Origin of the sequence: Ochrobactrum teleogrylli (assembly GCF_037482325.1) — a bacterium.
GTDB classification, from domain to species: domain Bacteria; phylum Pseudomonadota; class Alphaproteobacteria; order Rhizobiales; family Rhizobiaceae; genus Brucella; species Brucella teleogrylli.
Genome location: NZ_JBBHKQ010000001.1, coordinates 165,473 through 190,371, shown reverse-complemented (window position 1 = coordinate 190,371; position 24,899 = coordinate 165,473). Strand labels below are relative to the sequence as shown.

Here is a 24,899-nt window from a genome sequence, read left to right as displayed (position 1 = left end):
TTCCTATTCCCTTCGTTTCAGTTTATTCTCTGGCCTTCTTGCGTCAGCCGATGTGACTAAGCCCCGTACAGAGCGAAAAACTGCTTTGTGGCGCGCCGGGCGTCCCGGATGACCACGTCGTCAGTCAGTTCCAGCCGGTCGCCCAACAGCAACCGGATTTGCATGTCCCGGACGACGAGCCCGAAGAACGTGCGAAATGCTTCATCGATATCGTCGAAAGCCAGCAGCTTGGCTTCCATCCCCATTTCAAGGATCGGCTTCAGGCGCTTGGCCATGGCCACCGGCCCGTTGGAGAGAACGATATCGCCCAGCGCCGACTTGCCCGATGCCGCATGGCTGACAGCCAGACGGTTAAGCGCGATCGACGTGCGGCCCGAAAGCACCAGCAGCCAGTCGCGGGCAAAGTGTTCCAGGCTTGAAAACAGCGATTCCGCGTCAAGCTTCTCGCGCGCCAGCGGCACAACGCGAACCTTGGAGGCCTGCCAGCGAACCATCGCCGTCAGAAGACCGTCACGGTCGCCAAACCATTTATAGAGGCTTTCCTTGGAGCAATTGGCGGCACGCGCAATGCTCGCCGTCGTCAAAGCGCGGTCTCCGCCTTCGACAAGAAGGCGCAACGCCTGCTCCAGAACATCGTTCTGACGCGGCGAAAGAGCCTGCTGCTTTTGAGCCTGCAATTCGTCGCTACCATCAGTCACGGGGCACTTCCTCCTCTTGTACCGTACGGTACGGTTCCCATTCTATTAGCCCTTGCCGCATAGGCGGTCAAGCGAGATTTTTGAAAAATTCGGATGGTAAGGCGTGTACTAAAGATGCCTTTGCCGATAGCGCGATTGAACTATGTACTTGCGCAAAAATAGTAGGAAAAACAAACAATTAGGGCGCCATCCGGAATCAAATTCTCAGATAACGCCCTGATAAAACACGGTCTGTTAAAGCGAATTCCCGATCAGATATTCACCTGCGTACCGATTTCTACCACGCGTCCGGTTGGGATCTGGAAATATTCGGTCGCGTCCGACGCCGTGCGCGCCAACAGGATAAACAGCTTGTCCTGCCACAGAGGCATGCCGGAATGCACCGAAGCCTTGAGCGAACGGCGCGACAGGAAGAACGAGGTCGTCATGATGTCGAACTTCCAGCCAAGCTTGCGGCAAAGGCCAAGCGCGCGCGGAATATTCGGCTGCTGCATATAGCCGAACTTCAGCGTCACCTGCATAAAGCGCTCGTTATATTGCGAGACACGCGCGCGGTCTGCGCTGGAGACCCACGGCTTCGAAGCGGTCACGACGGTCAGGATGACATTGTTCTGATGGAGCACCTTATAATGCTTCAGACTGTGCATCAGCGCGGTTGGCGCACTTTTCGGGTCGCCCGTCAGGAAGACAGCCGTTCCCGGCACAATCGTTGGCGGGCGCTTGGCCATCTGCTCGACGATGAGATCGAGCGGCACTTCGCCCTTGCGTGTCTTGAGGAACAGGTGCCGGGTGCCGCGCACCCATGTCCACATGATGAGCACAAGCACTGCGGCAATGCCGATAGAAGCCCAACCGCCTTCATGCACCTTGATGATGTTGGCGCTGAAGAACATGATGTCGATCAGCAGGAAACCGAGCATCAAAGGCAGCGCACGACTGACCTGCCAATTCCAGATCCGCGTCATGACAATATAGAGCAGCACGGTCGTCACCAGCATGTTGCCGGTCACTGCGATACCATAGGCTGCGGCCAGATTGGTCGACTTCTCAAAGCCCAGCACCAGAATGACCACGGTCAGGCCGAGCAGCAGATTGACACGCGGGATATAGATCTGCCCGTGCAGCTTCTCCGACGTGTGCTGAATTTCAAGGCGTGGCAGAATGTTGAGCTGCACCGCCTGCCGCGCCACGGAAAAGGCACCGGTGATAACGGCCTGACTGGCGATCACTGTTGCTGCCGTCGCCAGCAGCACCATCGGCAGCAGCGCGAAATTCGGCAGCATCTGGAAGAACGGCAATGCCGCTGCTTCGCCATGCGACAGGATGAAGGCGGCCTGTCCAAAATAATTCAGCACCAGACATGGAAACACGATCCACAGCCAGGCGCGCACGATGGGCTTGCGCCCGAAATGGCCAAGATCGGCATAGAGCGCTTCGGCACCCGTCATGGCGAGGAAAACCGCGCCAACGGTGATGAAGGCAATACCGGGGCTAATGGCCAGAAAGCGCACTGCATAATAGGGATTGAGCGCATAAATGACGGTTGGATCGTCGAATATGTGCCAGAGGCCCGACGCGCCCAGCGCCAGAAACCAGATCGCCATGATCGGCCCGAATACGATGGCAACCTTGCCGGTGCCGAGCTTTTGTACCGAAAACAGCGTCACAAGGATGACGACCGTAATGGGCACCACGAAAGGCGTGAGGCTGGGCGCGACGATTTCCAGGCCTTCCATCGCGGAAAGCACGGAAATGGCAGGCGTAATCACGGCATCGCCAAAGAACAGCGCTGCGCCGCATATACCGACGGCCAGAATGAGATTGGGACGTCCTTTCAGAGCGCCGCGCACCAGCGCCATCAGCGATAGGATGCCGCCTTCGCCGTTATTATCGGCCCGCAGCACGAACAGAACATATTTGATCGTGACAACCAGCGTCAGCGCCCAGAATATCAGCGAGACGACGCCAAGAATGTCCGGGCGCGACAGGACGCCGTCAGAGGCAGCCGTGTGCAGCGCCTCACGAAAAGCGTAGATCGGGCTGGTGCCGATATCGCCATAGACCACACCGAGCGCGCCCAAGACCAGCGTCTTCATGCTGTCGCTATGATGATCGTTTTCTTCGCCGATATATCCGGTTTCAGCGCCAACACTGCCAACAAGCGGCGTGACCGCCGCATCCGGCGCGGAGGATTGCGATTGCGCGTTCTGGCCGTTCAGCTCGTCGCTCATTTGCCGACACCTCGCAACATCCTGAAATCATTCTGGCTGGAAATCATATTGTGTGGAGTCCACTCACAGGTACACCCGCAAAAGATTGCGGATTGCAACAACCGTGCCGCATCTTTGCCCCAATCCGGTTCAAACATCATCACCGAACCGAGCGGTGCATACGCGCTGCTCCGATGATGCCCCGAAGGCAAAGCACGCCGGGGCACTTCGATGTGGAATGCGGATTTCGGAAAACCGTATCAATGCTTCCCTCATACGTCCCTGCGCGCTCCTGACGCGGATGAACCAGCCGCGGACGCCTATAGCTTGTTGAGCTTTGGCACAAATGCGCTTTTCGCAAAGCTCAGGTCAAAGCTATGCATTTTGCGCATTGAACGTGCCAATTACCCAGCCAAAGCAGCGTTAAAACGTCCCACTGTCGCCGCCATACCATACGTCAAAGCGTCCGCCGTCAATCCATGTCCGATGGAAACTTCTTTCAATTGTGGAATGCGTTTGACCAGTGCCGGGAGATTTTCGACCGTCAGATCGTGACCGGCATTGATTTCAAGACCGAGCGCCGTTGCGGCATCCGAGGCCTTGCCAACACGGTCCAGCTCGCGCGCTGCCGCTGCCGGATCGTCATAGGTCGCGCCATAAGGACCGGTATAGAATTCCAACCGGTCAGCGCCGATGGCCTTGGCCTTTTCATAACCCAGCGGATCGGGATCGGCGAACAGCGAAACGCGCATGCCGCCCTTCTTCAACCGCGCCACGATGGGCGCCAGATAATCGGCCTTGGACAGGAAATCCCAGCCGTGGTCGGAAGTGGCCTGTGTCGGATCATCCGGCACCAGCGTCACCTGTTCCGGCTGGTGCTTTTCTACCAGATCGAGGAAGGCCTCGCTTGGAAAGCCTTCAATATTGAATTCGGCCTGCGGAAATTCATCATCGATCAATGCACGAATATCGCCAAGATCGGAAAAGCGGATGTGGCGCTGGTCCGGGCGCGGATGCACCGTCAATCCTGCCGCCCCCGCCGCGAGTGCAATTCGCCCGAGACCGGTGACGCTCGGCCAGGGCAGATCGCGACGGTTACGTAGCATGGCGATGGCATTGAGATTGACAGATAATTTCGCAGGCATGGAGGCATTTCTCCCATGATCGGTTTTCGCTTTAGAGCCTGTTCCAAAAGCCGTCCTGTGTGGCCGCAAATGCCGATTTTCTCCATTTTCGCACACACATGCCGCTTTTTGAGTCAGGCTCTTATATCGCCCGCCGCAGGAAAGTGTGAGTGTTTTCCCGTCGCACCTGATGACCCATCCCCAAATGTTGCCGTTTCCCGTCTTTGGAGCATAGGCCAAGCTATTCCTTGCCGAATTTGGAACAACAATCCGCAACCTTTCGCCCGGTTTGGACGTTTGAATCCTGTCCTGACAGGGGCACGAATTGACGATTGGTCATAGAAGACGCTTGGAGACCGATGATGCGCAATGAGGACATCCCCGTCGTCCGCCGCATTCCCACGGACCGGAATGATGTATTCGCCTTTGCCATTGAAGGGCATTTGGACGATTCATCGCTGGAGAACCTTTATGGGCTGCTCGACGCAGCCTATGAGCAATATGACGAGATTGATCTGCTGATCCGCCTGACCGGCTATGAGGGCGTGGACTGGACCGCGGCTTTTTCCGAAAGCATGCTTTCAATGCGCTCAAAATCGCTCAAGCATCTGCGCCGCTATGCGATTGTAGGCGGTCCATTATGGATACAGGCCAGCATCACCCTGATGCAGCCCTTCCTCTCGATAGAAATGCGCTCCTTCGAAGCCGACGAAGAACAGGACGCATGGGAGTGGCTGAGCGCCAAACCAATTGAAAGCTGATTATTTTACAATCGTCAGGCGTTCTGCTGCACGGGTAATGGCCGTATAGAGCCAGCGCTCGCGCGTATCGCGAAAAGCATAGCTTTCATCGAACAATACCACATCATCCCACTGCGAACCTTGAGCCTTGTGCACCGTCAGGGCATAGCCATAGTCGAAGTCGTCGTAACGCTTCTTGGTCTGCCACGGAATTTCGCTATCCGGGTCCTCGAACTGCGCCTTCAAAAGCTTGATCTTGGCAACGCCGCGATCATCGTCTTCCGGCGCAACCAGCAGATTGATCCCGGGCTTCACGGTTTCCTTGGAGGAGGTCATGACCTTCCAAAGCGACCCGTTGAGCAGGCCCTTGGCCGGATCGTTGCGCAGGCAGACCAGCTTGTCACCCGCCTGCGGATAATCCGCCGTAAAGCCCTTCAGCTCGCGCAGGCGCTGGTTATAACGCCGCCGCGTGCGATTGGTGCCGACAAGCACCTGATCGGCCTTCAGAACCATGTCCTGATTGACTTCGTTCTTGCTGATGACCTTTGCCGCACCGTGATCACCATAGGGCAGCTCGCGCCCTTCGCGCACGTCAAGCGCCATGCGGATAATCGGATTGTCCTGCGCCTGACGGTGAATTTCGGTGAGCAGATAGTTCGGCTCATGCTCGGTAAAGAACCCACCGCCGGAAATCGGCGGCAACTGGCCCGGATCGCCCAACACGAGGATTGGCGTTCCGAAGCTCATGAGATCGCGCCCAAGCGCCTCGTCCACCATCGAACACTCATCCACCACGATCATCGCCGCCTTGGCGACCGGGCTTTGCCGATTGAGCGAGAATGTCGGCGCGATGGACGTCTTGCCTGTCGTCTCGTCCTCAACGGCTTCCTCGCCACGCGGACGATAGATCAGCGAATGCAGCGTGCGCGCATTGCTGGCGCCCTTGGACCGCAAAACCTGCGCGGCCTTGCCGGTAAAGGCGGCAAACTGCACATCGCCATCGACATGTTCCGCGAAATAGCGCGCCAGTGTCGTCTTGCCCGTTCCGGCATAACCGAACAGCCTGAAAATGGGACTACGCCCCTCTTTCAGCCATTGTCCGACGGCCTTGAGCGCCTGATCCTGTTCCGGTGAAAACTGCATGGCTCTTTCAGACAGGATTCGCGACCTGAAAACAAGATCAAACCGTGATCAAACAGCCGTATTAAGCAGAGCCGTATAGCGGGAGAGGTCGACATTGCCGCCGCTGACGATGACACCGACGCGCTTTCCGCGCAGTTGATCCGCCATCTGGCGGGCACCGGCGAAAGCCAGACAACCCGTCGGCTCGACCACCAATTTCATCTGACGAGCAAAGAACTTCATGCCGTCGACAAGGGCCTGATCGCTAACGGCCAGAACATCCGTGACCTTCTCGCGGATGATGGCAAAGGTCAGGTCGCCCGGCGCCTGCGTCTGCGCGCCATCGGCCAGCGTCTGCGGCGTGTCGATGCGCACAATTTTGCCCGCCCGCAAGGATTGCTGGACATCATTCCCTGCTTCCGGCTCGACGCCATAAACGGCGCAATCGGGCGAAAGCGCCTTGGCGGCCAGCGCCGATCCGGCAATCAACCCGCCGCCGCCGACGCAGACGAACAGCGCGTCAAGCGGCCCCACTTCCTCGATCAACTCCTTGGTCGCCGTGCCCTGCCCGGCAATGATATGCGGGTGGTTATAGGGTGGAATCAGGGTGAGACCGCCCTCCTCCGCCAGACGGTTCGTCAGGGCGTCACGGTCATCCTTATACCGATTGAAGGTGATGACATTGGCGCCATAGCCGCGCGTTGCTTCCAGCTTCGACTGCGGCGCATCTTCCGGCATCAATATGGTGGCGGAAATGCCAAGCAGCTTTGCCGACAAGGCCACCGCCTGCGCATGATTGCCCGATGAAAATGCAATCACGCCGCGCTTCTTTTGCTCATCGCTGAAACGGGTAAGCGCATTGAACGCGCCGCGAAACTTGAACGCACCGATGCGCTGAAGATTTTCGGCCTTGAAAAAGAATTGTGCGCCGGTCTCGGCATCGAGCGCCGCAGAGGTCAGAACCGGCGTGCGAAGCGCATGGCCCTCGATCTGTCCGGCGGCGGAAACCACATCGTCATAGGTAGGAAGTGCACGCATTTTGATGCTCCGATTGAGCTACTTCAGCATCGGCCAGAGGCTCGCGATCAGCAGCAAGGCCATAAAGATATTGAACCATTTGAGATGCACCGGATCATCCAGCCAGTTGCGCAGCAACATGCCAAAGCCTGCCCAGACCGAAACGCTCGGCAGGTTGACCAGCGCGAAGGCAACGCTCACCAGCGAAACGGCCAGATAGTAATTGTCATGCGTGGCATAGGTGGCAATGCCGGTGACGGCCATCACCCACGCCTTGGGATTGACCCACTGGAAGGCTGCCGCCTGCATGAACGTCATCGGCTTGCCATCACCAGTACCCTTCGCTTCACCGATCGAACGCGACATTGCGATTTTCCATGCCAGATAGAGCATGTAAGCGCCGCCCGCGAATTTCAGGCTGGTGTAGAAGGCAGGCACCGTTTCAAGCAGCACGCCAAGACCGAAGCCAACTGCCAGAAGCAGGCCGAAAAACCCGACACCGATACCCAGCATATGCGGGATCGTGCGCCGAAAGCCAAAATTAACCCCCGATGCCAGCAGCATTAGATTGTTCGGCCCCGGTGTGATGGAAGACACAAAAGCGAAGGCGATCAGCGCCAAAAATACTTCGACAGACATGTGATGAACCCGATTTAGAGCCTGCTCCAAAAGTCGCCCTGTGTGGCTGCAAATGGCAATTTTCTCCATTCCGGTGCTCACGTACCCAAAAGTACGCTCCGCTCCGGTACTCGAAAATCGCCATTTTCGCCCCCACATGCCGCTTTTTGAGTGAGGCTCTTACCCGCACAAATTAGCTCAATAAAAAACCGGCACAATCGAAACATTGTGCCGGTTTGGAGCCTTATTGTATCGATCCCTGCTCTTGGCAGAGAAACACGACTTACATGCCTTCAGGACCCCGGTTCATCGCCGCCACGCCGGTGCGGCAGATTTCCACGAGGCCAAGCGGCTTCATAATCGAGATGAACTGGTCGATCTTCGCGGTCTTGCCGGTGATTTCCAGAATGAAGTGATCGGTCGTCGCATCGACCACCTTGGCCTTGAACGCATCGGCGAGACGCAGCGTTTCGGCGCGGGCTTCACCCTTGCCAGCCACTTTCACCAGCGCCAGCTCGCGCTCGATCGGGCGATCATGCCCGAGTTCGCTCGCACGGTGGCTGAGATCAACCACGCGGTGAACCGGAACGATGCGCGCCAGCTGGTGGCGGATCTGGTCAAGCACGTGCGGTGTACCACGCGTCACAATGGTAATACGCGAAAGGTGCTTTTCGTGCTCGGTTTCCGAAACCGTCAGGCTTTCAATGTTATAGCCGCGACCGGAAAACAATCCGATCACGCGGGCAAGGACACCTGGCTCGTTATCGACGAGGACGGCAAGCGTATGGGTTTCCGGGGTCTGGGTTTCGGCTGCGATGAAGTAGGCCGATCCGGAAGCTAGGTTCTGTGCATTCATGATTTCAAATCCTCCGGATCAGACGAGCGCGCGGCCCTTGGCGTCGATGGCATTGGCGACGGCTTCGTCGGTGGCTTCGTCGGGCAACAGCATTTCATTATGCGCCTTGCCGGACGGAATCATCGGGAAGCAGTTCGCCAGATTGGCAACGCGGCAGTCGAAGATGACCGGCTTGTCGATGTCGATCATTTCCTGAATGGCGGCGTCGAGATCGCCCGGCTTTTCGCAGCGAATGCCGTGCGCGCCATAGGCTTCTGCCAGCTTGACGAAATCCGGCATCGCCTCCGTATAGGAATGCGACAGGCGGTTGCCATGCAGCAATTGCTGCCACTGGCGCACCATGCCCATATACTGGTTGTTCAGGATGAAGATCTTGATCGGCGCATTGTGCTGGATCGCTGCCGACATTTCCTGAATGCACATCTGGATCGATGCGTCCCCGGCAATGTCTATAACCAGCGCATCCGGATGCGCAATCTGCACACCGAGCGCGGCAGGCAGGCCATAGCCCATCGTGCCGAGGCCACCCGAGGTCAGCCAGCGGTTCGGTTCTTCGAAGCCATAGAACTGTGCCGCCCACATCTGGTGCTGGCCGACTTCGGTGGTGATGTAGGTTTTGCGATCCTTGGTCAGTTCATACAGCCGCTCAATGGCATATTGCGGCATGATGACGTCCTTGTTCGGCGTATAGGCCAGCGAATTGCGGGCGCGCCAGCGGTCGATCTGCTCCCACCAGGCGGCGATGGCCTTCTTTTCCGGCTTCTTTTCGGAAGCGCGGAACTGGCGAACCATATCTTCCAGAACATGCGCAACATCGCCGATGATCGGCACATCCACGCGGACATTCTTGTTGATCGAAGACGGATCGATATCGATATGAATCTTCTTCGAATTCGGCGAGAAGGCATTGAGGCGACCGGTGATACGGTCGTCGAAGCGCGCGCCAACGCACAGCATGACATCGCAATCATGCATGGTCATGTTCGCTTCGTAAGTGCCGTGCATGCCCAGCATGCCGAGCCAGTTCTTGCCCGATGCCGGATAGGCGCCGAGGCCCATCAGGGTCGAGGTGATCGGGAAGTTGCCGAGTTCAACCAGCTCGCGCAGCAGACGGGAAGCTGCCGGGCCGGAATTGATCACGCCACCGCCGGAATAGATGACGGGCTTCTTGGCCGTGGCGAGCAGACGGACGGCGTCGGAGATTGCCTGCGCATTGCCGTCGAGAACCGGACGGTAGGTGGTGCGCGGCGTGGTCTGCGGCGGCGTGTATATGCCCTTGGCAAACTGGATATCCTTCGGAATATCGACCAGAACCGGACCCGGACGGCCCGTGGATGCAACATGGAAGGCTTCATGCAGAATGCGCGACAGGTCGTTGACGTCCTTCACCAGCCAGTTGTGCTTGGTGCAGGGGCGTGTGATGCCAACCGTATCGGCTTCCTGAAAGGCATCGGAACCGATCAACGAGGTCGGGACCTGACCAGAAATGCAGACGAGCGGGATGGAATCCATCAGCGCATCCTGAAGCGGGGTGACCGCATTGGTTGCGCCGGGGCCGGATGTCACCAGCAGCACACCGACCTTGCCGGTGGAGCGGGCATAGCCTTCGGCGGCATGGCCTGCGCCCTGTTCGTGACGCACGAGAATGTGCTGAATCTTGTCCTGCTGGAACAGTTCGTCATAGATCGGAAGCACTGCGCCGCCCGGATAACCGAAAATGCTCTCCACGCCCTGATCGATCATGGCCTGAATAACCATTTCCGCGCCGGTCATCTCGCGTGGATGGCTTGTTTCCTGAGATCCTGCGGCGGTCGCTTCCGCCTCTTGTTTACCTGCAGTCATCGTTCTCTTCCCGTCTAGTCTGTATTTCGGTGTCAGATTTAGCCGCATCGGGCTTTTTTGGATAATAAAAAAGGCCCCCGAGGGAGCCTGTCTTTCGCGCATGGGAGCTTTCGCCGGATGGTTACACCATCCTGCCCATGCGCGCCCGTACCACAAGAATAATAAACGTGTTCATGGGGCGGGACACTAATCGCCTGAAAAGAAGCCGTCAACGCATAAATACGAGCCCTGTGATATTTTCTTAAGATTCACCCCACCCTCTCGATAACTTTATTTCAACCCGGATTTGCTAGCTTCATCAGATAGCTCTTATGAAAGTTGGCGAAATGAACACGGGCGGGGATATTGACGGCAGTGCCGAGATGAAGGGCCGCGGCTTTGTACAGCGCAACCGCACGGAAGGTCATGTCATCCAGTGCGACGGCGAGCGCGCCATCATTGCGGCTTTGTCCGGCCCCTCCTCCACTGCGTCCGATGACTACTGGACCGTCGGTCAGTTGATCTCCATCCAGTCGGGCGGCAACCGCCTGGTTGGCCTCGTCCACAATGTCACCGTGCCCGATAATGCCTGGACGCGCGGCGGCGACAACATCGTCCATGTCCATGTCGAATTTTTGGGCGAAGTGCGCGGCGAACCCGATGGCCATATGTCGTTCAGCGGCGGCATTTCCAGATATCCCTATCCCGGCGCCATCGCCCACCGTATCCGCGCCTCCGACCTTTCCGCAGTCTATGCCCAGATGGGCCAGACAAGCGTACCCATCGGCGCGCTGACCCAGGACGCCTCCGTCCCGGCCTATGTTTCGGTTGAAGACCTCATCTCGCGCCACTTTGCCGTTGTCGGCACCACGGGCGTGGGCAAATCCAGCGCCGTCATGCTGCTCTTGCGCCGCATCGTCTTGCAACGGCCCGATTTGCGCATCCTGATCCTCGACCCGCACAATGAATTTGCGGGCGCGTTTCCAGACCTCGCCATTGCAGTGGACCAGACCAATATCGAATTGCCGTTCTGGATGCTGCGACTGGACGAATTTGCCGATGTTATTTTTCGCGGCCGCACGCCGGAGCCGACGGAATACGACATATTGCGCGACCTCGTGCAGCTTGCGCGCGAAAAAACCAGTGACAGCGAAACCGGCGGACGCCACAGCCTGCGGCGCAAGCTTTCGGACAGGACGGTCAGCGTCGATACGCCGATTGCCTATCGCCTGCGTGATCTCCTGACGCTGATCGATGACAGGATCGGCCTTCTCGACAGCAAGGCGGAGCGCCCCTATCTGCGCAACCTGAAAGCAAGACTGGAGTCGATCGCCAGCGATCCGCGTTTCCGCTTCATGTTTGCCGTCACCGGCGGGCCGGAAACCATGCGTCAGGCTATCGCGCGCATTTTCCGCATTCCGCATAATGGCAAGCCGATCTGCACCTTCCAGCTTGCGGGCCTCCCGTCCGAAGTGGTGAATGCCGTTGCTTCGGTTCTGTGCCGCCTCTCCTTCGACATCGCCATGTCGAGCGAAGGCAGCCTGCAAACCCTCGTCATCTGCGAGGAAGCGCACCGTTATATTCCAGCCGACAAGGATGCTGGCTTCTGGCCGACGCGGCAGGCGATTGCCCGCATCGCCAAGGAAGGGCGCAAATACGGCTCTTATCTCGGCGTGATCAGCCAGCGCCCCGGCGAGCTGGACGCCACCATTCTTTCGCAGTGCAATTCGATCTTCGCGATGCGTCTCGGCAATGAGCGCGATCAGGAAATCATCAAGGGCGCGCTGCGCGGCGGTGCGCGCAGCATGGCCGGTTTCCTCTCGTCGATTGCCAATCGCGAAGCCATTGCCTTCGGCGAAGCGTTTTCGACACCGATGCGGCTGACCTTCGAAACGGTTCCAGCGCATCAGCTGCCCGGGCGGCGCAAAGCCGAAAGCTTGACATCATCCTTGCAGGTCGATGACAGAATCGCGCTGGATCGTATCGTGGACCGGCTGCGTTCGTTCGAAAACAACGCGCATCCCGGCGCGCCGGAAAAGCCGACCGACGACAGCGATCTATTGAAAAAGCCTTCGACGATCAGCAGGCTTACAACCGTCGCGGCAGCGCCACTTGCAACGGAAAGACCTGCTCCCATCGTCTCGCATAACAGCGAGACAGCCCAAAGCATGAAGAAGCTAGGCGATCTGGTGCGCAATTTCCGCAAGGATTATGAGAGCTGACGGGACGCCTTTAACCACCCGGCATCAGGCGCAGACGCGATTGCGCCCCATATTCTTGGCGGCATAGAGCATCTTGTCAGCGCGACGATAAAGGTCCTTTGACGTTTCGCGCCGGTCCCAGACCGCAAGCCCGATACTGACGGTGACCGTCAGCTTCACATCGCCGAGATCGATTTCCAGCCCGGCAATGGCCTTTCGGATACGATTGGCGAGCTTGATCATCAACTCTGCATCCATATTGGGAGCGAGTACTGCAAATTCTTCGCCGCCAAGCCGCGCAACCACATCGTGATATCGCGTATAATCACGCAGGCAGCGCGCGACTTCCTGCAACACCACGTCGCCAATATCGTGTCCGTGGTTGTCGTTGACCGCCTTGAAGTGATCCAGATCGATAATCATCAGGCCGACGGGCCGCTGGATACGGTCGAACTGGACTAGATATTCCTTCAACGCTTCGTCGAAATAACGACGGTTCTGCATGCCGGTGAGGCTGTCGGTGAGCGCGGCATGTTCGAGCGTCTGCGACCGTTCGGACAAATCCTGCGTGATGATCTGCAATTTGCCGCGATCCAGCGCCTCGGTGCGGATTTGCGGATAGATCAGCAAAAGCCCGCAGACGATGGAGGCAATGAGAACCCAGATCGCCGCATGATTGAGCCGCCCGAGAGAAGTTGCGATTTCGGCAGCGGAGGCATCAAGAGAGGTCGCTTCAAGCAAGCCCAAATCGACATGCACGCGATAAAGCAAAATGCCTATCCCGCACATTAAAATAATCAGAATGAAAAATGCCCGCTCCGATTTATGAAACCGCATGTTTCGCGCCCTCCTCTCCTGTCAGAAGATAGCCTGCTAGTTATTTCGGTGACGTTAATTGAAGTAGTGCTTCATCAGAATTACTTAAAAAATTCCAGCTTGCATCCAGCTGATTGCGAAACCAGGTCGACTGGCGCTTGGCATATTGCCGCGTTGCAATGACGGATCGTTCAATGGCCTCGTCTTCGGTCATGGCGCCATCAAGAAAAGCGGTGATTTCCCGAACGCCGATGGCCTTCATCGCGGGCAGCGCCGGATCAAGCTGCAAAGACAGCAGCGCCTTCACTTCGTCAATTGCGCCATTGTTCCACATCAGTGCGAAGCGCCGCGCGATACGTTCGGAAAGCCAGCCCCGTTCCGGCAAAAGCACAATTTTCCGAGCCGACTGGTCATCCACCAGCACATGGCCCTTGTTTTGCTGCCACTCGCTCAAGGATTTTCCGGTGCTTTCGATCACCTCCAGCGCCCGTACGATGCGCTGGCTATCGGTCGCCTGAAGCGTCGCGGCCATTTGCGGATCGCGTTCCGACAGCGCCCGATGCAGGGTTTCAGCACCTTCTGTTTCCATGCGGGCGCGCCAATGATTGCGCACATCGGGCGCAACTTCCGGCATTTGTGACAAGCCGCCCAGCAGAGCGCGAAAATAAAGCCCGGTTCCGCCGACGAAAATCGGCGTCCGTCCTTCAAGCTTGGGCTGCGCCAGAAGGGATGCCACATCGGCAAACCATTTGCCGGTGGAATAGGACACAGACGGCGAAACATGACCGTAGAGATGATGCTCGGCGGAAGCCAGATCGTCTGCGCCGGGACGCGCCGTCAGCAGATCGAGCACGTCATAAACCTGCATGGAATCGGTGTTTACGATAAAGCCGCCAGTCTCCCTTGCCATATGAACAGCAAGTGCCGACTTGCCGCTGGCCGTCGGGCCAGCTATCAGGATGGCATTCTTGATCGCCTCCTCACTCATCGCAGGAATCGCTCCCTCATGTCCGCATCCGCTTCGCTCATTGCCACTTTGATCGCCAACCCGGCCAAGGCCGCTCTTGTTCCGTCGCTCGGGATTAAAGCGTCAGCGGCAGTGAATGCAACAGGACTTTACTGGCTTGCAGATGGTATTGCCTGCGATATCCCCCTGCCAATCGGCTTGAGCGCCGAAGAAGCTGACGCTGCGCTGCGCGCTACGCTGGATGGCGCACCCGTCGACGTGGTTGTGCAGGAGCAGGATCGTCGCCGCAAGAAAATCCTGATCGCCGACATGGATTCCACCATGATCCAGCAGGAATGCATTGATGAACTGGCCGAAGAGGCAGGCTTGCGCGACCATGTGGCCGCTATCACCGCCCGAGCTATGAATGGTGAAATCGCCTTTGAACCAGCCTTGCGCGAGCGCGTTGCCCTTCTGAAAGGCTTGCCGCTTCAGGTTATCGACAAGGTGATCGCCACCCGCATCACACTCACCCCCGGCGGGCCGGAACTGGTGCGCACCATGCGCAAGCATGGCGCCTATACCGCGCTCGTCTCGGGCGGTTTCACGTCTTTCACCCACCGTATTGCCGAAATGATCGGCTTCAATGAAGACCGCGCCAATCTCCTTCTGGATGATGGCGCCAAGCTGACCGGCGTTGTCGCGGAACCGATTCTTGGTCGCGAAGCCAAGGTGGAACGGCTGGAAGAAATTGCAGACCGTCTTGGGCTGACGCCCGAGGATGCGATTGCGGTCGGCGACGGCGCCAACGATCTCGGCATGATCCAGCTGGCGGGAACCGGCGTTGCCCTGCACGCCAAACCGGCGGTGGCAGCGCAAGCCAAGGTTCGCATCGACCATGGCGACCTGACTGCACTTCTCTACATTCAGGGTTACAGGATAACGGATTTCGTCGAATGATCATTCTGGAAACGCCAAGGCTCATCATTCGAAATTGGGAGGATCGCGACCGCGACCTCTTTCACACGATCAATTCCGACGAAGATGTCATGCATTTCTTCCCGTTCCGGCACGACCGGCAACAGTCGGACGAACTTTTCACCCGGCTGCGCACCATGATTTCGAAAACCGGCCTTGGTTTCTATGCTCTCGAAGAAAAGACAAGCGGTGAATGCATCGGCTTTGCCGGTCTTGCCCGCACCAATCTTGAGCCGCATTTGCCGGATGGAACAGTGGAAATCGGCTGGCGACTAGCCCGCCCTTTCTGGGGAAAGGGCTTTGTGACCGAAGCCGCCAAAGCTCTTCTTGACTACGCCTTCGGTTCTCTGGGCCTGTCTGAGGTGGTTTCTTTCGCCGTACACAACAATGATCGCTCCACGAACGTCATGCAGCGCATTGGCATGGTGCGCGATCCTTCAAGTGATTTCGATCATCCGCGCGTACCGGACGAAACGCCCCAACTGAAACGCCACGTCGTTTATCGCGCTCATGCGACCTGACCGGCGCACCAGCCAGAAGACCATGCCCACTGGAAATTATAGCCACCGAGCCAGCCGGTGACATCGACCACTTCGCCAATGAAATAGAGGCCGGGCACCGACTTGGCCTCCATGGTGCGCGAATCGAGATCGCGTGTATCGACACCGCCCAGCGTCACTTCCGCCGTGCGATAGCCTTCCGATCCGGCGGGCTTGATGCGCCAGTCGTTGACGGCAGCTTCCACACGCCGAAAAAGCTTGTCGGACATATCGGCGAGATGCCCGCTGGCACCGTTTTCCTCGGCGATTGTCTGTGCAAGTTTCTTCGGAAGGTACAGGCCGAGTGCTGTCTGCAGGGCCTGCTTTCCATTTGTCGTGCGCTGCGCACGCAAGGCTTCGAACAGATCCGTACCGGGCAACATGCTGATGCGGATTTCATCGCCCTCTTTCCAGTAGGACGATATCTGCAAAATCGATGGACCACTGATGCCGCGATGCGTGAACAGCATGGCCTCGGCAAAACTCGTCTTGCCGCAGGCCACCACCGCATCGACGGCGATACCGGCCAGCGGCTTCAACCGTTCCAGCGTATTCGGTTCAAAAGTCAGCGGGACCAGCGCCGGGCGTGTCTCGACCAGCCGCAAGCCGAACTGCTCGGCGATGTCGTAGCCGAAGCCGGTTGCGCCCATCTTGGGGATAGATTTGCCACCGCAGGCGACCACCACGGAACGGCATCTGACTGTCGTGCGGATGCCGCCTTCCATCAGCCGCAGCTCAAACCCTTCTCCTAGTATTCTGGCTATACTCTCGACACCGCAGGAGGTTTTCAACCGCGCGCCGTGGCGCTTCATCTCGCCAAGCAGCATGTCGATGATCTGCGTTGCCGACCCATCGCAGAAAAGCTGGCCAAGCGTCTTTTCATGATAGGCAATGCGATGCCTCTCGACCAATGCGATGAAATCGCGCTGCGTATAGCGGCTCAAAGCGGAGATGCAGAAATGCGGATTGCGCGACAGATAGTTTTTCGGGCTGGCGTGGATATTGGTGAAGTTGCACCGCCCGCCCCCGGAGATACGGATTTTCTCACCTGCCGTCCTGGCATGATCGACAACCAGCACGGAACGACCGCGCTTGGCTGCTTCGATGGCGCACATCATCCCGGCTGCGCCCGCGCCTATCACGACAATATCGACAGTTTCCAAACCCGCACCACTCCACCACCCAATCGGGCATTGAATCTCGTTCTCAGCACTTGCCGCTATTTGATTCAAATCGCAAATGAAAACGGCACTGCGGGATGATCCGCAGCGCCGTTCCAGGTTCATTTCGCACAGGCGTTCAGTCGATCCGAACCGTCACAAAACGCAGTTCGCCAGAGCGCGACGCCAGCATGAACAGCGCATTCTTGCGCCCTTCCCGTCGCAGCGCATCAATGCGCTTCTTTACGTCTTCGGGCGCCTTGACCGTGACCTGGTTGATATCGACGATGACATCGCCGGTTTCAACGCGCTTGTCGCCCGCAGCCGAACCCGGAGCGACATAGAGGATCGCCACGCCCTGCACGTCTTCGGCAATCCCGAACTCGCCACGCACATCGTCGTTGAGCGCAGAAAGCCTCATGCCGAGCACGGACGGGCCGGTGGCTTCGCTCTTCTGCTCCTGCTTCGGGGTAGCTGGCGCTTCCTCACCATCCTCACCCTCCGCTCCATCCGGAACCGGCGCCTGATCTTCGGTAGCAGCTTCAGTGCTCTTGTCGTCTTCAACAAGACGACCGAGCTTCACCTTGACGGTCTGTTCCGCACCGTCACGGACAACGACGATTTCCACATCCTTGCCGACCGCGCTTTCGGCCACGAGGCGGGGCAGATCGCGGGCGGTATCCACTGGCTTGCCTTCATAGCGGATAACCACATCGCCAGCCTTCAGCGCCGTATTGTCCACGCCGGAATTCTCGATCAGCCCGGCAATCAGCGCGCCCTTCGGTTCTTTCAAACCAAGACTGTCGGCAATATCCTGCGTCACCGGCTGGATGCGAACGCCGAGCCAGCCGCGCTTGACCTCGCCGAATTCCTTCAGCTGGTTGATCACGCCGACTGCCATTTCAGCCGGAATGGCAAAGCCGATGCCGATGGAGCCGCCGGACGGCGAAATAATCGCCGTGTTGATGCCGATCACCTGGCCGCTCATGTCGAATAGCGGGCCGCCCGAATTGCCGCGATTGATGGCAGCATCCGTCTGGATGAAATCGTCATAGGGGCCGGAATTGATATCGCGCTTGCGCGCCGAAATGATCCCGGCGGTCACGGTTCCGCCAAGCCCGAACGGATTGCCGATGGCCAGAACCCAGTCGCCAATACGCGCCTTGTCGGAATTGCCAAACTGCACGGCCTTGAGCTTGTGCTTGGCCGGATCGACTTTCAGGACAGCCAGATCGGTCTTGATATCCTTGCCGACCAGCTCGGCTTTCAGCTTGGTGCCGTCGTTGAAATTGACTTCAATCTCGTCGGCATCCGCAATGACGTGATTGTTGGTGACGATGAAGCCCTTTTCGGCATCGATGACGAAGCCCGATCCAAGCGACTGCACCTTGCGCGACTCGTCGCTCTGTTCGCCGTCCTTGTTGTTGAAGAAGTCTTTGAAATATTCCTGAAACGGTGAGCCTTCCGGCACTTTCGGCATCGGAACGGGGCCATCGCCCTCGCCGCCATCGTCTTTCACGGTCTGCGAGGTGGAGATATTCACCACCGCATCCAGCAGCCCTTCTGCGAGATCAGCGACAGAACCCGGCCCCTGAATGCCTTTCACGGGAGCGTCCTGAGCAAAGGCAGGCGGCGTTGCGACCGTCAGCGTTCCGGTGACAGCCAGCGCGCCCATTGCCACGGTTGCGAATAGGGTGCGAGCGAATCCCGCCTTCGGTACGATTGCCATAAAGCTCTGCTCCGATCCTGAATATCTACGCAAATAACCTAAAGGTTAGATCGCCGCAAATTAAGGCCTGTTTACGGCCCCGTATAGGCAGAGGGCCATAAATAACGGAACCAGAGGTGCTTATCCCCTGACAAGCCAGACGATGCCGACGCCGATGGCAAGCGCCGCTATACCGGCAATGCGCAACATGCCTTCCGGTGCTTCGCTCGCCTCCCGGGCGAGCTTCTTGGCGAAAAAAGGAAAGCCGCCGTAGAGCAGCCCCTCGATAACGAAGAGAAGTCCTACGGCGGCTAGAAAATCGCTCATGAGAGCTGTTCCCGCACTTTACTGCGAAGGCGTTGCCAGCTTGCCGCCAGCATCACGGAAGAACTTGAAGAACTCCGAATCCGGCGAGAGAACCAGCGTCGTATCCGGCGTTTCGAGCGCTTCGCGATAAGCGGCCATCGAACGATAGAAGGCGAAGAAGCCCGGATCCTTCGATGCGGAGGCTGCGTAGATTTCACTGCGCTGCGCATCGCCCTCACCGCGAAGGATTTCCGATTCCTTGCGCGCTTCGGCAATCGTTTCCACAACCTGACGGTCGGCCACGGCGCGGATACGCTGGGCGGCTTCACGGCCACGGGCACGCAGACGCTCGGCTTCCGCCAGACGTTCCGCCTTCATGCGCTCATAGGTCTGCTGCGAGACTTCTGCCGTCAGATCGGTACGGCGGATACGCACGTCCTGGATGGTCAGGCCGAGCGAAGTCGCATCAGGACGAAGCTGATCGCGCACTTCACGCATCATGTCGCCGCGCTCTTCAGAAAGAGCGGCTTCAAAACCACGCTGACCATAGACACCACGCAGCGATGCATCGAGACGGGTGCGCAAGCGCTGTTCGGCAAGGAGCGTGCTGCCCGAAACCGTTTCACGGAACTTGCGGGCATCGGTGATGCGATAGACGAGGAACGCATCGACGTCATAGAACTTGCCGCCCGAAACCTGAACGCGGATGTCGTCCAGATCGAAACGCAGCAAACGGTCATCGATCATCTGCACCGTATCGGCGTCAAGGAAGCCGAATGGCAACTTGAAGTAGATGCCAGGCTCGGTCTTCACGCTGACGATCTGACCGAAACGAAGAACGATTGCCTGCTGGCGCTCCGAAACGATGAACGTCGCGGAATAAAGCAGGAAGGCGAGGACAGCGATAATGCCGGCAATGATCGGAAGTCTGTTCTGAGCCATTACTGTGCACCTCCGCCGGTCGAGGGGGTCGTGGTCACGGTTGCACCCGGAGTTGCGCCTGCGCGCGGTTGCTGGCGCATCAATTCGTTCAGCGGCAGATAGGGCACGACGTCCTTTCCTGGTTCCACAATGACTTTCTTGGTGCTTTTAAGCACCTGTTCCATGGTTTCGAGGAAGAGACGGTTACGGGTCACTTCCGGGGCTTTTTCATACTGGCCGAGAACCGAGCTGAAACGCTGCGCTTCACCTTCGGCGTCCTGAACGACGCGGTTCTTATAGGCTGCCGCTTCTTCGCGAAGCTGAGCGGCTTCACCGCGGGCCTGACCGAGTTTCTGGTTGGAATACTGGTTCGATTCCTCGATGAATCGATCCTCGTCCTGTTCGGCGCGCTGCACTTCGTCGAAGGCGTCGGCCACTTCACGCGGCGGCGATGCGTCTTCAATCGACACGGCATTGACCTGAATACCGGCCTGGTAGGTGTCGAGTGTCTGCTGCACGATAGCGCGCACGCTTTGCGCAATCTCGGCACGATTGTCGCGGAAAACGTCCTGCGCCGGGCGGCGACCGACGATTTCACGCATCGCGCTTTCCGAAACCTGCTGCACCATCGCATCCGGGCTGTCGACATTGAACAGGTAAGCGCGCGGATCAGAAACGCGATAGAGAACCGAGAACTGGACATTCACGATGTTCTGGTCGCCGGTCAGCATCAGACCCTGCGTCGCAGTACGGGAACCCTGAGCGCCGATATTGATCTGCTTTTCGACGATTTGCGCCTTTTCATAGGTTTCAATCGGCCACCAATGGAAATGCAAGCCAGGTTCGGAAACTTCAGCCTTCGGCTTGCCGAAACGAAGTTCAACCGCCAGTTCATCCGGCTGTACTGTATAGACGGACTGGAAAACCCAGAAGCCGAGCAAGGCCGCGCCGATCAGGAAATAGATCGGGCGATTGCCGCCGCTGCGACCACCGCCGCCGGGGAACACCTGCTTCAGGCGATCCTGGCCTTTGCGCAAAATATCCTCGAGATCAGGTGGCGTATTCTGGCCGCCCCCGCGCGGGCCCTTCGGGCCCTGTCCCCAGGGGCCATTATTATTGTTGTTATTATTGTTGTCACCGCCGCCGCCACCCCATGGGCCGCCGCCGCCATTCTGATTGCTCCAGGGCATCCTCACCTCTAAGCTTCTGTTTCCCGCATCTCCGGCAAAAAACGCCTCAGCGCTTTTAACGGAGATGCTCCCGGAAGACGGGAAAGCAAGGCGCAAACCCCCGTCATCAACTAATGTTACCGTTTTATAGGCATCGGGAGGCGCGCTTTCAACGGAAGCGCAATAAAATTCCTATGTTATGCTTTACGCAACACGCTTTTCGTAAACCATATAGCGGGTCGGATGGCTGTCTTTATCGCCGGCTGGCACGTCTTCCGACGAGACCAGACGCCACCCATCAGACTTAATCTCCGGGAAATGTGTGTCCCCATCGATTGCCGCCAGAACCCGCGTCAGATGCACGCGGTCCGCCAGTGGCAAAGCCTGCGCATAAATCTTGCCGCCGCCAATGATGCAGACCTCGCCAGCGCCGAGCTCTTCGGCAAGCTTGCGCCCAAGCGCAATGCCCTCTTCCAGCGAGCCGACGATATGTACGCCTTTAGCCTGAAAATTCGCATCGCGGGTCACGACGATGTTCGGTCGTCCCGGCAAGGGTCGCCCGATCGACTCCCATGTGCGACGCCCCATGATGACCGGCTTGCCGAGCGTCAGCGCCTTGAAGCGCTTCAAATCCGTCGAAAGCCGCCATGGCATATCGTTGTCGCGCCCGATCACGCCATTCTCGGCTGCAGCCACGATAATCGAAACGACCGGCTTATCCGTGTTCACGCTCTCACTCATACCGCAATCGGCGCCTTGATCGTCGGATCGGCTTCATAGCCTTCCAGCGCAAAATCCTCGTAACGGAAGGCAAACAGGTCCTTCACATCCGGATTGATGCGCATGACCGGCAGCTTTTTCGGCGTGCGCGTCAATTGCAGCCGCGCCTGCTCGAAATGGTTGGAATAAATATGCGCGTCACCCAGCGTATGGATGAATTCGCCGGGCTTGAGGCCCGCCACCTGCGCGATCATCATGGTCAAAAGCGCGTAGGAAGCGATGTTGAACGGCACGCCAAGGAAAATATCCGCCGAGCGCTGATAGAGCTGGCAGGACAGTTTTCCGTCTGCGACATAGAACTGGAACAGGCAATGGCATGGCGGCAGCGCCATTTCATCGACCAGCGCCGGGTTCCAGGCTGATACGATCAGGCGGCGGGAATTCGGATTGCCATGCAACATCTTCATGAGATTGGCGATCTGGTCGATATGGCGACCATCCGGCGCTGGCCAGGAGCGCCACTGATAGCCGTAAACTGGGCCGAGATCGCCCTTATCATCCGCCCATTCATCCCAGATCGAAACGCCGTTTTCCTTGAGATAGGCAATATTGGTATCGCCCTTCAGAAACCACAACAGCTCATAGATGATCGAGCGCAGATGCAGCTTCTTGGTGGTCAGGACCGGAAAGCCCTCCTCCAGATTGAAGCGCATCTGATAGCCGAAAACCGAGCGCGTGCCCGTTCCCGTGCGGTCGCCGCGATCGGTGCCGTTGTCGAGCACATGCTGGAGAAGATCGAGATAGGTGCGCATGGGATGTTCCCGGATAGGGTTTTTCGAGATCGATTCGTTTCGACCCTACTATAAGGAAAAACCCCGGCGCGGGGCACCGGGGTTCGAATTCCACAGGCAATATGCACCGATCAGAGATCGCCGAGTTTGCCGAGCTGCTTTGCCACCAGATAATAGAAGGTCACGCGGTGCTTGTTGCGGTCGCCCTTCATGACTTCGGCGACGTGGTTCACCACTTCTTCTGCCTTGGCGGCATCGGTCACGCCGAGCTTCTTGCCAACCCAGCTGTCGCGCACACGCTTCAGTTCTTCCGGATCGGTCGCCGAAACGAGCGAGGAGTCGCGATTGCGTAGCGCAATGCCCAGATGCTTGACGATCTTCTCGACAACCGCTTCATCGGCGGCGGCATCGTAGCGACGGACATCTGCGAGGTATTCACTCATATATCGGCTCTCCTTCAGTGGGGCACACCGCCCAGTCTAAACCGCAATTCCGGATAGACCGGAAGAAAACTCCAGCCTTTCCAATATATATGCGACCAAGATTGACCAGTGAGAGCAAGCTGTCAACGGCAATTATGAGAAACAACCCATGAGAATGAGCTTTTGCCCTGCAAAGAACAAAATCTAACTTAACATAATCTCGGTATAAAAATTTCTTCACGCATATAACGCCTATTTGATAAAAATTTGAAATCTACTTCCAATTTTACGACAGGTTTTATTATGTTTCGATCCTTATCTATTATCACTGCATTGCATATTTTTCTTTATCCAGCTCATGCCTATTCGGCATCAGCGGACATTTCGCAGAAAGATATTGCGGGTTATATTCAAGATCATAAAAATGAGCAGCTGTTGCTCCTTGAAAAACTGGTCAATATCAACAGTGGAACCGCAAACGCCGACGGCGTGAAACAGATCGGGAATCTTCTGAAACCGGAATTCGAAGCGCTTGGCTTTGATGTTCGATGGCATGATCTTCCGGCAGACTTGAAACATGCGGGCACACTGGTCGCCCGACATACCGGAAACGCGAAGACGCGCATTCTCCTGATCGCGCATCTGGATACGGTGTTTCCGCCAACAAGCAAGTTCCAGCACTTCACCCTTTCTCATGACGGAAAACAGGCAAGCGGCCCCGGCGTCATCGATGACAAGGGCGGGCTGGTCACCATTCTCTATACGATGAAGGCGCTTAAAAACGCCGATGCGCTCAAAAATGCGAATATCACAATCGTCATGACCGGCGACGAGGAACTGGCGGCGCGACCGACGAGCCTCTCCCGGAAAGTTCTGATGGACGCCGCGAAACAAAGCGATATCGCGCTGGGGTTTGAATTTGCACTTGCCCCCGATGAACTGGTCGTCTCCAGACGCGGCCTGTCCGAGTGGTTTCTGACCGCCACCGGAAATGCCGCACATTCCTCGCAGATTTTCCAGCCCAATGTCGGCTTTGGCGCTGTTTATGAAATAGCCAGAGTGATTGATGCATTGCGTATGGAACTAACGAAAACGCCCGATATCACCATGAATGTAGGGCTTCTCCTCGGCGGGCAGCAGGTCCACGAGGATATTGATCAGGGAACCGGGACCGCCAGCGGGCGCAAGACCATCGTTCCGCCCAATGCACTGGCGCATGGCGATCTGCGCTTCATGACGAAGGATGAACGTGACGCGATTGAAGCCTCCCTGCAAAAGATCACAGCGCAGCCGCTTTCCGGGACACACAGCAAGGTCGAGTTTCAGGATATCATGCCAGCAATGCCAGCAACCAACGCCAATTATGCGTTGCTCTTGCAATATAGCGCCATATCGCAGCAACTTGGCGGCCCTGCGCTGAAGGCTGTAGCCCCTGATGAGCGTGGCGGCGCGGATATTTCCTATATCACGCCTTATGTAAAAGCGGGCATTGACGGATTGGGGCCATGGGGTTCGGGCGCACATACCGAGCATGAAACGCTTGAAGTTGCTTCGCTTCCCGAAGCGACGAAACGAGCTGCCCTATTCATATTTCAGAAAATTCAGGAGTAAATTTGCCCCTGACAAATATAACCGCCCCTCTTCCAATATGGATCGACCGCGCCTATATACGTCTCGCTGGCGCAAGCCAGCTATGGTGATAAACGGACGGTGTAATAAACCCATTGGACCCGGGGGCGGTACCCGGCGCCTCCACCAGAACACAGGCTCTATGATTGGTCTGTGCTGTGGCGGGGGCGAAATAGGATCGACAAGGGTGTAAAGATCGCTCTTTTACTCGGCATGATACCACCGTTATCGGGTCAATTGAGTAGTTGCAAATGACAACAAAGCTCAGGGTTATGCTCTCGCTGCCTAATGGCGGTGCGGGAAACCCACTCTAAAGCCCTTAGGGTTAGCACCTTAAGGCGGGGTTCGGAGGCACCTGGCAACAGAAGCCTCCACTTTCCCTCTTCA

At 57.5% G+C, this 24,899-nt stretch carries 23 protein-coding genes and 1 other RNA gene; 6 read left to right on the top strand and 18 right to left on the bottom strand.

Annotation, left to right across the window (positions count from 1 at the left end; all coding sequences use genetic code 11):
* Positions 1 to 56: 56 nt before the first annotated feature.
* The 3 genes from WIX40_RS00955 to WIX40_RS00945 form a co-directional block, all read right to left on the bottom strand.
* A complete protein-coding gene (locus WIX40_RS00955) occupies positions 57 to 698 on the bottom strand; it encodes a TetR/AcrR family transcriptional regulator (protein ID WP_078339363.1) in 642 nt (213 codons plus the stop codon).
* A 251-nt stretch (positions 699 to 949) separates the two neighbouring features.
* Positions 950 to 2,929, bottom strand: coding sequence for a potassium transporter Kup (locus tag WIX40_RS00950; RefSeq protein WP_109369367.1), 1,980 nt, complete (start codon positions 2,927 to 2,929; stop codon positions 950 to 952).
* Between the two features lie 383 nt (positions 2,930 to 3,312).
* A complete protein-coding gene (locus WIX40_RS00945) occupies positions 3,313 to 4,053 on the bottom strand; it encodes a pyridoxine 5'-phosphate synthase (RefSeq protein WP_109369368.1) in 741 nt (246 codons plus the stop codon).
* Between the two features lie 341 nt (positions 4,054 to 4,394).
* Between WIX40_RS00945 and WIX40_RS00940 the strand changes: the two genes are divergently transcribed.
* Complete coding sequence (locus tag WIX40_RS00940) at positions 4,395 to 4,793, top strand: SpoIIAA family protein (RefSeq protein ID WP_171318318.1); 399 nt, start codon at positions 4,395 to 4,397, stop codon at positions 4,791 to 4,793.
* Here WIX40_RS00940 and WIX40_RS00935 read toward each other — a convergent pair whose 3' ends face one another.
* The 5 genes from WIX40_RS00935 to WIX40_RS00915 all read right to left on the bottom strand — a co-directional run bounded on the left by WIX40_RS00935 (position 4,794) and on the right by WIX40_RS00915 (position 10,227).
* Positions 4,794 to 5,915 (bottom strand): ATP-dependent DNA helicase, encoded by a 1,122-nt coding sequence (locus WIX40_RS00935; RefSeq protein ID WP_109369370.1) that lies wholly within the window; start codon positions 5,913 to 5,915, stop codon positions 4,794 to 4,796.
* Between the two features lie 48 nt (positions 5,916 to 5,963).
* Complete coding sequence (locus tag WIX40_RS00930) at positions 5,964 to 6,932, bottom strand: threo-3-hydroxy-L-aspartate ammonia-lyase (RefSeq protein ID WP_109369371.1); 969 nt, start codon at positions 6,930 to 6,932, stop codon at positions 5,964 to 5,966.
* A gap of 18 nt (positions 6,933 to 6,950) precedes the next feature.
* A complete protein-coding gene (locus WIX40_RS00925) occupies positions 6,951 to 7,550 on the bottom strand; it encodes a LysE family translocator (RefSeq protein WP_121536360.1) in 600 nt (199 codons plus the stop codon).
* A 262-nt stretch (positions 7,551 to 7,812) separates the two neighbouring features.
* The gene (gene ilvN / locus WIX40_RS00920) at positions 7,813 to 8,385 is read right to left on the bottom strand and encodes an acetolactate synthase small subunit (protein ID WP_078339370.1); all 573 of its coding nucleotides are present in this window, start codon (positions 8,383 to 8,385) and stop codon (positions 7,813 to 7,815) included.
* An 18-nt stretch (positions 8,386 to 8,403) separates the two neighbouring features.
* Complete coding sequence (locus WIX40_RS00915; protein WP_121536362.1) at positions 8,404 to 10,227, bottom strand: acetolactate synthase 3 large subunit; 1,824 nt, start codon at positions 10,225 to 10,227, stop codon at positions 8,404 to 8,406.
* Between the two features lie 311 nt (positions 10,228 to 10,538).
* Here WIX40_RS00915 and WIX40_RS00910 point away from each other — a divergent pair, with 311 nt between their 5' ends.
* Positions 10,539 to 12,428, top strand: coding sequence for an ATP-binding protein (locus WIX40_RS00910; protein WP_235858886.1), 1,890 nt, complete (start codon positions 10,539 to 10,541; stop codon positions 12,426 to 12,428).
* Positions 12,429 to 12,452: 24 nt separating this feature from the next.
* Here the strand turns inward: WIX40_RS00910 and WIX40_RS00905 are convergent, their stop codons facing one another.
* Complete coding sequence (locus tag WIX40_RS00905; RefSeq protein ID WP_109369374.1) at positions 12,453 to 13,244, bottom strand: GGDEF domain-containing protein; 792 nt, start codon at positions 13,242 to 13,244, stop codon at positions 12,453 to 12,455.
* Between the two features lie 40 nt (positions 13,245 to 13,284).
* Positions 13,285 to 14,211, bottom strand: coding sequence for a tRNA (adenosine(37)-N6)-dimethylallyltransferase MiaA (gene miaA, locus WIX40_RS00900; RefSeq protein WP_109369375.1), 927 nt, complete (start codon positions 14,209 to 14,211; stop codon positions 13,285 to 13,287).
* A gap of 18 nt (positions 14,212 to 14,229) precedes the next feature.
* Between miaA and serB the strand changes: the two genes are divergently transcribed.
* Positions 14,230 to 15,129 carry a phosphoserine phosphatase SerB gene (serB, locus tag WIX40_RS00895; RefSeq protein ID WP_109369376.1) on the top strand — a complete coding sequence of 300 codons (900 nt, stop codon included), beginning with the start codon at positions 14,230 to 14,232 and terminating at the stop codon, positions 15,127 to 15,129.
* A complete protein-coding gene (locus tag WIX40_RS00890; RefSeq protein ID WP_109369377.1) occupies positions 15,126 to 15,668 on the top strand; it encodes a GNAT family N-acetyltransferase in 543 nt (180 codons plus the stop codon). The genes serB and WIX40_RS00890 overlap by 4 nt, the downstream gene beginning before the upstream one ends.
* Here the strand turns inward: WIX40_RS00890 and WIX40_RS00885 are convergent.
* From WIX40_RS00885 to WIX40_RS00850, 8 genes are all read right to left on the bottom strand, one after another.
* Positions 15,656 to 16,849 carry a BaiN/RdsA family NAD(P)/FAD-dependent oxidoreductase gene (locus WIX40_RS00885; RefSeq protein WP_109369378.1) on the bottom strand — a complete coding sequence of 398 codons (1,194 nt, stop codon included), beginning with the start codon at positions 16,847 to 16,849 and terminating at the stop codon, positions 15,656 to 15,658. The genes WIX40_RS00890 and WIX40_RS00885 overlap by 13 nt on opposite strands.
* A 136-nt stretch (positions 16,850 to 16,985) precedes the next feature.
* Complete coding sequence (locus WIX40_RS00880; RefSeq protein ID WP_109369379.1) at positions 16,986 to 18,575, bottom strand: Do family serine endopeptidase; 1,590 nt, start codon at positions 18,573 to 18,575, stop codon at positions 16,986 to 16,988.
* Between the two features lie 120 nt (positions 18,576 to 18,695).
* A complete protein-coding gene (locus WIX40_RS00875) occupies positions 18,696 to 18,881 on the bottom strand; it encodes a DUF2065 domain-containing protein (protein WP_109369380.1) in 186 nt (61 codons plus the stop codon).
* An 18-nt stretch (positions 18,882 to 18,899) separates the two neighbouring features.
* The gene (hflC, locus tag WIX40_RS00870; RefSeq protein WP_109369381.1) at positions 18,900 to 19,802 is read right to left on the bottom strand and encodes a protease modulator HflC; all 903 of its coding nucleotides are present in this window, start codon (positions 19,800 to 19,802) and stop codon (positions 18,900 to 18,902) included.
* Positions 19,802 to 20,971, bottom strand: a complete 1,170-nt coding sequence (gene hflK, locus WIX40_RS00865; RefSeq protein ID WP_235891956.1) for an FtsH protease activity modulator HflK — start codon at positions 20,969 to 20,971, stop codon at positions 19,802 to 19,804. The genes hflC and hflK overlap by 1 nt, the downstream gene beginning before the upstream one ends.
* Before the next feature lie 183 nt (positions 20,972 to 21,154).
* Positions 21,155 to 21,604 (bottom strand): dihydrofolate reductase, encoded by a 450-nt coding sequence (locus tag WIX40_RS00860; protein ID WP_371834137.1) that lies wholly within the window; start codon positions 21,602 to 21,604, stop codon positions 21,155 to 21,157.
* 83 nt (positions 21,605 to 21,687) lie between these two features.
* Entirely contained in the window at positions 21,688 to 22,482 is a 795-nt protein-coding gene (locus tag WIX40_RS00855) for a thymidylate synthase (RefSeq protein WP_109369382.1), read from the bottom strand.
* Between the two features lie 110 nt (positions 22,483 to 22,592).
* Positions 22,593 to 22,904 (bottom strand): DUF2853 family protein, encoded by a 312-nt coding sequence (locus WIX40_RS00850; RefSeq protein WP_109369383.1) that lies wholly within the window; start codon positions 22,902 to 22,904, stop codon positions 22,593 to 22,595.
* Positions 22,905 to 23,318: 414 nt separating this feature from the next.
* Here WIX40_RS00850 and WIX40_RS00845 point away from each other — a divergent pair, with 414 nt between their 5' ends.
* Both WIX40_RS00845 and ssrA read left to right on the top strand, forming a co-directional pair.
* Positions 23,319 to 24,494, top strand: coding sequence for a M20 family metallopeptidase (locus tag WIX40_RS00845; protein ID WP_209445957.1), 1,176 nt, complete (start codon positions 23,319 to 23,321; stop codon positions 24,492 to 24,494).
* Between the two features lie 26 nt (positions 24,495 to 24,520).
* Positions 24,521 to 24,888: a transfer-messenger RNA gene (ssrA, locus tag WIX40_RS00840) on the top strand.
* Positions 24,889 to 24,899: the final 11 nt, after the last annotated feature.

Bases quoted from the DNA above. Each gene is read 5' to 3' on its own strand.
- WIX40_RS00950 (WP_109369367.1), bottom strand. From the start codon at position 2,929: ATGAGCGACGAGCTGAACGGCCAGAACGCGCAATCGCAATCCTCCGCG.
- WIX40_RS00945 (WP_109369368.1), bottom strand. From the start codon at position 4,053: ATGCCTGCGAAATTATCTGTCAATCTCAATGCCATCGCCATGCTACGT.
- WIX40_RS00940 (WP_171318318.1), top strand. From the start codon at position 4,395: ATGCGCAATGAGGACATCCCCGTCGTCCGCCGCATTCCCACGGACCGG.
- WIX40_RS00935 (WP_109369370.1), bottom strand. From the start codon at position 5,915: ATGCAGTTTTCACCGGAACAGGATCAGGCGCTCAAGGCCGTCGGACAA.
- WIX40_RS00930 (WP_109369371.1), bottom strand. From the start codon at position 6,932: ATGCGTGCACTTCCTACCTATGACGATGTGGTTTCCGCCGCCGGACAG.
- WIX40_RS00925 (WP_121536360.1), bottom strand. From the start codon at position 7,550: ATGTCTGTCGAAGTATTTTTGGCGCTGATCGCCTTCGCTTTTGTGTCT.
- ilvN (WP_078339370.1), bottom strand. From the start codon at position 8,385: ATGAATGCACAGAACCTAGCTTCCGGATCGGCCTACTTCATCGCAGCC.
- WIX40_RS00915 (WP_121536362.1), bottom strand. From the start codon at position 10,227: ATGACTGCAGGTAAACAAGAGGCGGAAGCGACCGCCGCAGGATCTCAG.
- WIX40_RS00910 (WP_235858886.1), top strand. From the start codon at position 10,539: ATGAAAGTTGGCGAAATGAACACGGGCGGGGATATTGACGGCAGTGCC.
- WIX40_RS00905 (WP_109369374.1), bottom strand. From the start codon at position 13,244: ATGCGGTTTCATAAATCGGAGCGGGCATTTTTCATTCTGATTATTTTA.
- miaA (WP_109369375.1), bottom strand. From the start codon at position 14,211: ATGAGTGAGGAGGCGATCAAGAATGCCATCCTGATAGCTGGCCCGACG.
- serB (WP_109369376.1), top strand. From the start codon at position 14,230: ATGTCCGCATCCGCTTCGCTCATTGCCACTTTGATCGCCAACCCGGCC.
- WIX40_RS00890 (WP_109369377.1), top strand. From the start codon at position 15,126: ATGATCATTCTGGAAACGCCAAGGCTCATCATTCGAAATTGGGAGGAT.
- WIX40_RS00880 (WP_109369379.1), bottom strand. From the start codon at position 18,575: ATGGCAATCGTACCGAAGGCGGGATTCGCTCGCACCCTATTCGCAACC.
- WIX40_RS00875 (WP_109369380.1), bottom strand. From the start codon at position 18,881: ATGAGCGATTTTCTAGCCGCCGTAGGACTTCTCTTCGTTATCGAGGGG.
- hflC (WP_109369381.1), bottom strand. From the start codon at position 19,802: ATGGCTCAGAACAGACTTCCGATCATTGCCGGCATTATCGCTGTCCTC.
- hflK (WP_235891956.1), bottom strand. From the start codon at position 20,971: ATGCCCTGGAGCAATCAGAATGGCGGCGGCGGCCCATGGGGTGGCGGC.
- WIX40_RS00860 (WP_371834137.1), bottom strand. From the start codon at position 21,604: ATGCCATGGCGGCTTTCGACGGATTTGAAGCGCTTCAAGGCGCTGACG.
- WIX40_RS00855 (WP_109369382.1), bottom strand. From the start codon at position 22,482: ATGCGCACCTATCTCGATCTTCTCCAGCATGTGCTCGACAACGGCACC.
- WIX40_RS00850 (WP_109369383.1), bottom strand. From the start codon at position 22,904: ATGAGTGAATACCTCGCAGATGTCCGTCGCTACGATGCCGCCGCCGAT.